Origin of the sequence: Micromonospora sp. ALFpr18c (assembly GCF_008868155.1) — a bacterium.
Lineage (GTDB): Bacteria > Actinomycetota > Actinomycetes > Mycobacteriales > Micromonosporaceae > Micromonospora.
The window spans coordinates 1-7,205 of sequence record NZ_WBKR01000259.1; the positions used below are offsets into that span (position 1 = coordinate 1).

A 7,205-nucleotide genomic window follows, 5' to 3' on the forward strand; every position below is an offset into this window, starting at 1 on the left:
CGATCTGCGCCGGCGAGACGCTGCTCGCCGACGGCGTGTTCGTGGTCCTCGACCCGGTCCCCGCCCGGCCGACACAGCGGACCCTGACCGTCTACCGGATGCCGGGCGGCGAGCGGGTGTGGCAGACCCCGGTGCCGGTGGAGGGCCGGTCCTGGGGAATCGCGTCGGTGGGCGGGGCGCTGCTGGTCACCGTCTACGAGAGCGACATGCCCGGTCAAGGCTCGCTGTCCCTGGCGTTCGACCGGGAGACCGGGGCGTACCGGTGGCAGCAGCCGGGCAGCCCCGTCGAGCTGGCGGACGGCAATCTGTTGCTGCAGTCCAGCAGCGGAGACGACCCGATCGGCCTACGCGCGGTCGATCCCTGCTGCGGCACCGTGCGCTGGCAGGTGTCGGCGGACGCCGCCGTCAGCTTCCGGCACCGGGGGCGAGGGGCGGACCGCATGGTGCTCACGCGGGCGGGCGGTCGGATCGAGGTACGCGACGCCACCACCGGTGCGGCACTGGCCACTGCCGACCTGGGCGACTCCGGCGGCGGGCCCCAGATCACGCAGGTGGTGAACGACCTGCTGGTGACCATCACGGGGAGCCCGGCCACGATCACCGCGTACGGACTGGATCGGCTGGAGAGGCGGTGGAGCGTCCCCGCCCGGCAGGCCGAGTTCGCGTTCGACTGCGGCCCGGTGCTGTGTCTGCACCTCGGCGGTGTCGGGCTGTGGGCGGTGGACCCCGCCACCGGCGAACCGCGCTGGTACAGCGACCGCTGGTCGTGGGTGTTCTCGTACGGCGACCGGTTGGTCGCCAGCGTGGCGAACAGCTCCGGCACGCGACTGGAGCAGCTCGTCGTGCTCGATCCGGCGTCCGGCCGGGAGGTGGCCGAGCTGGGCGGCTGGGAGCTGGCCCAGTCCGGCTTCGGCAACCCGCTGGTCGGTGTGCGCCGGCATCCGGACGGTGGACTGTACGTCGCGCGGCTCGATGTCAGCGCCGGGAAGGCGCGCCCGCTGGACGTGCTGCCCGGCGTCGCCGGGAGCTGCCAGGCGAGCGTGGGCGTTCTGCTCTGCCAGCGCGTCGACGGCTCGTACCGGCTGCTGCGCACCCCCGACTGATCACCAGTTGGCCTGCTCGGGCGGCGGGGGCAGTGGCACCGACGTGGGCCGCAGCACGTACGCCAGGCCACCGCTGCCGCGTTGCCACACCGCCGCGAACCGCTGCCGGGGCACCGTCCGCCGTACCGAGTCGTCGTCCGGCGCGTACGGGTCGTTGAGCACCGGGTCGCCGTCGACGGTGAAGCCGACCAGCACCATGAGGTGCCCGCGGGTGTCGTAGGCGAGCCCCGGCACGTCGTCGGCCCGGAACGCCGCGGAGACGATCAGGGGGATGCCGGCGGCGACGAACGCCTCCGCCTCGGTCAGCGACCGCAGCCGGGTGACGAACGCGTCCACCCCGTGCAGACCCGCGTACGCGGTGTTGAACGGCCAGTTGCCGGTCCCGGCGTAGGCGTGGTCGTAGCAGTGCCGGGCGGCGTGCACCACCACCGGACGCGGGCCGGGCGGCTGCACCCAGGCGTACCGCTCGGGCGGCGGCGCGGCACCCCAGTAGGCGAGCACCATCGAGGTGCAGGTGGGGCTGCACCAGGAGTTGCCGCCGCCACCCCACTGCGCGTGCTGTCCGGCGTACAGCCGCTGTGAGTAGCGGGGCACGTCCAGCACCCGACCCCGAGCGGCGGTCGAGGCGGGCACCGGCTCGTACCCCTGCCCGACGGGTGTGCGCCCGGTGGCGACCGCGCCGATGCTGCGCAGCACCGGGCCGGTCGGGCTGCCCGCCGGCCGGCACAGGGTCACCCGCGCCTGCCAGCCGGTGACCGTCGCTCCCGTCACGGTCAGGGTGTCGGTGTCCACCCGGGCGTCACCGCCGCGCTGGCCGGGCACCGAGGTGCGCCGTACCGTGCGGTCGTCGGCCGACCAGCGGGCCAGCAGGTACCAGTCGGTGCTGGGCGCGTCGCCGTGCCAGCCGCGCAGCTCGACCTCGATCCAGCAGCCGTCCGGGGTGTCGGCGGTCCACGACGGCACCACCTCGGCGACCTCGAAGCCGACCCGCACCGGCGGCGACGTCCACCCGCCCCGCTCGTCGACGGTGCCGGCCGTCGAGTCCGCCGGGAGGTGGAAGCCCCGGTAGGCGATGTCCCGCCGGGTGGGTTCTGCCGTGCTGCTCATGCCGGGTCCGTCCGTCGCTCGGTGCGGGCAGCATCGCGTACGCCGAGCTGGTCCGCAACGCCGACCGGCGCGGACGGCGAGGGACGATGGTTGCCGGCCGGCACTAGGTTGTCGGTGGTCAGCAGCGAGGAGGCCGGGATGCGGGTACTGGTGGTGGAGGACGAGCGCAACCTCGCCGACGCGATCGCGCGCGGGTTGCGCAAGCGGGGGATGGCGGTCGACGTGGCGTACGACGGCGACGCCGGCCACGAGGCGGCGTTCGTCACCCGGTACGACGTGGTGGTGCTCGACCGTGACCTGCCGGGTGTGCACGGCGACCAGATCTGCGCCGACCTGGCCGCCTCCGGCGCGCTGACCCGGGTGTTGATGCTGACCGCCAGCGGCACGGTCGCCGACCGGGTGGAGGGGTTGCAGCTCGGCGCGGACGACTACCTGCCCAAGCCGTTCGCCTTCGACGAGTTGGTGGCCCGGGTGCAGGCGCTGGGCCGGCGGGCCACTCCGGCGGCGCCGCCGGTGCTCGAACTGGCCGACCTGGTGCTCGACCCGGCCCGCCGGGTGGCCACCCGCGCCGGAGTGCCCGTCGACCTCACCAACAAGGAGTTCGGGGTGCTCAGCGAGCTGCTCAAGGCGCGCGGCGCGGTGGTCTCCTCCGAGGAGCTGCTGGAACGGGTCTGGGACGCGAACACCGACCCGTTCACCACCATCGTCCGGGTCACCGTCATGACGCTGCGCAAGAAGCTCGGTGACCCGCCGCTGATCGAGACGGTGGTCGGCGCCGGCTACCGGACGGCCGAGGTCGGCGCGTGAGCCGCCGCCTGCGTCCGACGCTGCGGCTGCGGCTGACCCTGCTCAACGGCGTGCTGCTGATCGGCGCGGGAGCGATCCTGGTGCTGCTGGCCTGGCTGCTGGTCCGCGACGCACTGCGACCCACCGACGAGCTGGTGCCCGGAACGATCGTGCTGCTCTCCGACGGCCGGCAGATGGACGCCGCGCAGTGGCAGCGGCAGCTCGTCGATGCCGCCTCCGGGGAGCTGCTGGCCAAGGGCCTGGTCGCGCTGCTCGCGATCAGCGTGGTCGGGGTGGCTGGCGCGTACGCGGTGGCCGGCCGGGCGCTGCGCCCCCTGCATCAGGTCACGGCGACCGCGCAGCGGCTCGGTGAGGCGACCCTGGACCAGCGGATCGGCTACTCGGGCGCCGACGACGAGGTGGCCGAGCTGGCCAAGACGTTCGACGCGATGCTGGACCGGATCGCGTCCGCGTTCGAGGCGCAGAAACGCTTCGTGGCCAACGCCTCGCACGAGCTGCGGACTCCGCTCGCCGTGATGCGCACCGAGATCGACGTGACGCTCAGCGACGACGATGCGGACGCCGCCGAGTACCGCCGGATGGCCACCGTGGTCCGCGACGCCTCGGAGCGGGCGAACGGGCTGGTGGACGCGCTGCTGGTGCTGGCCCGCAGCGAGGCGCAGGCCGGGCGGCGACTCGGTCGGCGTACCGAATGTGATCTGGCCGCCGGCACCGCCAACGCGTTGTCGGCGATGCGTCGTGAGGTGGACCGGATCGGCCTGCGGGTGCAGACATCGCTGGAGTCCGCGCCGGTGGTCGGCGACCCGGGACTGCTCGACCGGCTGGCCGGCAACCTCATCGAGAACGCGGTCCGCTACAACCACCTGCACGGTCGGCTCTGGGTGCGTACCGGCACCGACGGCGACCGCTCATGGCTGGTGGTCGGCAACACCGGGTTCGAGGTGGACCAGGCCGACGTGCCGGGACTGTTCGAGCCGTTCCGGCGCGGCGGACGGGAACGCACCGGTGCCCGCGGGTCCGGCCTGGGGCTGTCCATCGTCCGGGCGGTCTGCAACGCCCACGGCGGCACGGTACGGGTCATCGCGCAGCCCGGCGGTGGCCTGGAGGTGACCGTCGACCTGCCCTGTGCCGACGCGGTGCCCGTGGGCAACGCGGAAGCGGGTGACGGGCGCTGAGAGGCGTTCGGGCGCGACCCTTCGACACTCCCGTCTGGACACAGGAAGAATTGTCGGCAGGGTCACGCCCGCCCCTGCACCTCTATGTCCTGCGGGTCCTTCGATCACTTAGCCGTTGGGCCTCGGCGATACCGCTATGGGCACGAGGTTCCGCGTTGAGCGCCTCTAACCTCGAATCTAACTTTCATTCGCTGACGGTACACGTTCTCTTTGTTCTTGTACCTAATCTCAAGCTCGTCGATCGCCAGCTCACCCGGGGCGCAGACAGCGAATTCGAACATGATGAACCTTGCGTTGTTCCGTGGACCGGTGAGGGTGGTCCCGACCAGGTCGGTGGAGGGTCGACGGTGGGGGTCTTCGGCGTCCCCATTCTGGGTCTGCCAACCCAGGAGAACGGTCTTGTCGAAGTCTTCTATTTCGTAGACCCGCGCGCCCCTGAGCTCTATTCCTGGCGTAGCTCTACGGAGTTCAACCCCCAGAATGGTGATGGTTTTTCCCGGCGCGATGTCGAGCATGTCGATGCCGAACATCACCGCGTCGCCAACGAGCGGGGTGCGGGCGTACAAAGTTGCGCTAGTGAGGTCTGAATGTGTGATCAGGTTGCCGGACCGAGCGTTGTCGCTTGCCTTCAGGATGATGGGGACGGCGATGGCCGCCCCCACCATCACGATAAGCGAAGCGATCAGCGCACGCCGTTTCTTGAGCTGACCGCTCACAGCAATACTCCTAATAGCTGTAGAAACCCTTTGGCCCGCAGGTCATGCACTGTTGCATGAAGATATCGTGCGCGGGGCCGGTCTTACTCCCGGCGTCGTAATCTTGTTGCCGGCTCGTCGACCGACTGGTAGTGGCGGTGACGCCGAAGCCGAAGAGGCTCGCCGCCGCGCCAAACCCACGCGTCTTGCCCGACGTCTGGCTGTATCCCATGTTGCGAGTGATTTTATACCGGTACGGTGCCGCAGCCCACTTGTAGTAGCCGTCCATCGAGATCAGGTTGGCTCCAGCCCTTGAGGCGTACCAACCGTTGGGCACATAAACCTTGATCGGCTTGATAGTGTCGTAGGCGTACTTCCACTGGCGCGTGTTGCTGTTGCAGTAGTAGATCCGGTAGCGCTTGTACTGCATCGGCACATCGAGTTCCCTGGAATAGTACGGACCTCGGGCGCCAGAGTTGGCGGTGTAGCCCCAGTTGTTGCCGACGTGTGCGGTGCCGGATGCGCCCCAGGAACTGCCAGAGTTGTAGCTGAGGCCCACCGTCAGGTCGCTGTTGGCTGTCACACCGTAGGTCGCCTTGCCCGTGACGTCCCAGTAGGCATGGTGCTCGCCGACCGTGGTGTAGGCGTAATTCGTGGAGATGGTGTCGGTCCGTGTGGTCATCGACGAACAACTGGCCGCAGCGGCCATCCTGCCGTCGGCCTGTACCCCAAAGCCGCCAGAAAATGGCTGGACGACGGTGTTCGCGTAGTTCGTGGAGCCGATGATGTTGGGGTTCTGCGGATCCCGTGAGGGGCTGGTCGCGGGAAGAAACTTGTGGAAATCGAACGCCGTGTCTTCCGTGGTGACAGACGTGGGGTTACGGATTTCCTGCCCAGCGAAGCTGTTGGCGTACTCCGCCGCAGTTGGTGTCGGCTGGAGCTCGGGCTCAGTCAGGATCGGCACGAGAGGTGCAGAGAACCGCGGCGACTGGCGTGCTAGCACTGCCGCTTCGGTCAGGGTGCCGGCGGCAGCGACCCCGGTTTGGAGGCTCATCACACCGGCGAAGTCGCGCGTCCCGTCGTTCTGTTGACCGAGCGCGACGGCGTCGACGTTGAGGACACCGTCGTTCGCGATGGCTTCAGCTTGGAGCGCTGGTGAGAGGTTCGTCAGCGTCACCGACCAGGAGCCGTCGTTGCCGGTCGTCGCTTCGGCGATCGGCGCGGACTCGCCCTCGGCGACCGGGTAGATGTTGACCACGAAGCCGACAGCCGGGTTGCCATTCGGGAGTTTCAGGGTGCCGCCGACAGTGGGCAGGGCGGTCGGATCCCCGGTCGGCGTCGGATCAGGCACCGACGGAGGGATCGGCAGCGACGGGATCGTCTCGTAATCCGGCCCGAGAGTCTTCTCGTTGGTGGTGGTCAGACCGAATTCGTACGTGGCCGATTCGGCGACGTTACCGGCGTAGTCGACCGTCCAGGCCGCCAACGAGTGCCAACCTTCGGCAGGGGTAATGGAGGCGGTCGTGCTCCGTCGGCCGTCGGCGAGGAGGCCACCCGAAGAGCATTGAGCCGTTCCCGCGTCGAAACTGTAGCAGAGTTCGGCAGCCTCCTTCTCGATGCCGGTGCTGGTGATCGTAAACTCGCCGACTCCGCCGCTGGCGACGGTTTGATCCTGCGGGTACGCCAAGGACGCGATCGTCGGTGGCGTCGGGGCGACCGTGTCGGCGGTAATCGTGGACCATGCGGACCATGGGCCGTAAGGCACGGTGGAATATTGGGCGTCGCGTCCGCGGGCCCGCCACCGGTAAGTCTTTCCGTCAATCAGAACCCCGTCTGGCACGTATCGAGCTAGATCTCCCGTTCCGGCCTGCCAGATTACTGCCTCGGATGTGCCGACTTCCCACAGTTCGATGGTCGTGTACGGCTTTATGATGCCACCCAGCCGGCTGAGCGTGACAGCAAGTTTGGGGTTCGCGCCGACGTATTGCACCCCACCGTAAATTGGCCGCGCCGGAAGGACAGACATGCTTGACACTACAACGTCGTTCGCTGCCAGAGCCGGTCTGCCATCCAGCACAGGAAGAGCGGCGGCGATCAGGACGACCGTCGTTAGACGAGCAACTTTTTGGCGGCGCTGGCGCCAACGATGGACTTTTCTTATGCTCAAGTTGTGACTCCAAGGCCGTGGCTTAGTGGTCCGAGCCGGAAGTCCGTCGGGGGTTGATGGGTGACGGGTGCGGTCAGGGTCCGGGTGTGATGGTGCCGATGTGGATGTCGTAGACGAAGTCGAAGGCCTCTTCAGGACTGCCGGTGAGCCA

6 protein-coding genes are annotated in these 7,205 nt (G+C 69.0%); 3 read left to right on the plus strand and 3 right to left on the minus strand.

The genetic code is table 11. The features are described 5' to 3' along the window. On the plus strand, positions 1-1,103 hold a 1,103-nt coding region (locus F8271_RS28670; protein ID WP_192580503.1), incomplete at its 5' end, for a PQQ-binding-like beta-propeller repeat protein. Here the strand turns inward: F8271_RS28670 and F8271_RS28675 are convergent. Further along, a complete protein-coding gene (locus F8271_RS28675; protein WP_151492962.1) occupies positions 1,104-2,210 on the minus strand; it encodes a peptidase C39 family protein in 1,107 nt (368 codons plus the stop codon). A gap of 138 nt (positions 2,211-2,348) precedes the next feature. Between F8271_RS28675 and F8271_RS28680 the strand changes: the two genes are divergently transcribed. Continuing rightward, positions 2,349-3,017, plus strand: coding sequence for a response regulator transcription factor (locus tag F8271_RS28680; RefSeq protein WP_088951539.1), 669 nt, complete (start codon positions 2,349-2,351; stop codon positions 3,015-3,017). Further along, the gene (locus F8271_RS28685) at positions 3,014-4,192 is read left to right on the plus strand and encodes a cell wall metabolism sensor histidine kinase WalK (protein ID WP_151492963.1); all 1,179 of its coding nucleotides are present in this window, start codon (positions 3,014-3,016) and stop codon (positions 4,190-4,192) included. The genes F8271_RS28680 and F8271_RS28685 overlap by 4 nt, the downstream gene beginning before the upstream one ends. A gap of 134 nt (positions 4,193-4,326) precedes the next feature. On the opposite strand, the gene F8271_RS28690 is transcribed toward F8271_RS28685, so the two are convergent. Together F8271_RS28690 and F8271_RS28695 are read right to left on the minus strand one after the other, a co-directional pair. Further along, a complete protein-coding gene (locus tag F8271_RS28690) occupies positions 4,327-4,908 on the minus strand; it encodes a hypothetical protein (RefSeq protein WP_151492964.1) in 582 nt (193 codons plus the stop codon). A 10-nt stretch (positions 4,909-4,918) separates the two neighbouring features. After that, positions 4,919-6,913 (minus strand): hypothetical protein, encoded by a 1,995-nt coding sequence (locus F8271_RS28695; RefSeq protein WP_151492965.1) that lies wholly within the window; start codon positions 6,911-6,913, stop codon positions 4,919-4,921. Positions 6,914-7,205: the final 292 nt, after the last annotated feature.

Bases quoted from the DNA above. Each gene is read 5' to 3' on its own strand.
- F8271_RS28680 (WP_088951539.1), top strand. From the start codon at position 2,349: ATGCGGGTACTGGTGGTGGAGGACGAGCGCAACCTCGCCGACGCGATC.
- F8271_RS28675 (WP_151492962.1), bottom strand. From the start codon at position 2,210: ATGAGCAGCACGGCAGAACCCACCCGGCGGGACATCGCCTACCGGGGC.
- F8271_RS28695 (WP_151492965.1), bottom strand. From the start codon at position 6,913: ATGTCTGTCCTTCCGGCGCGGCCAATTTACGGTGGGGTGCAATACGTC.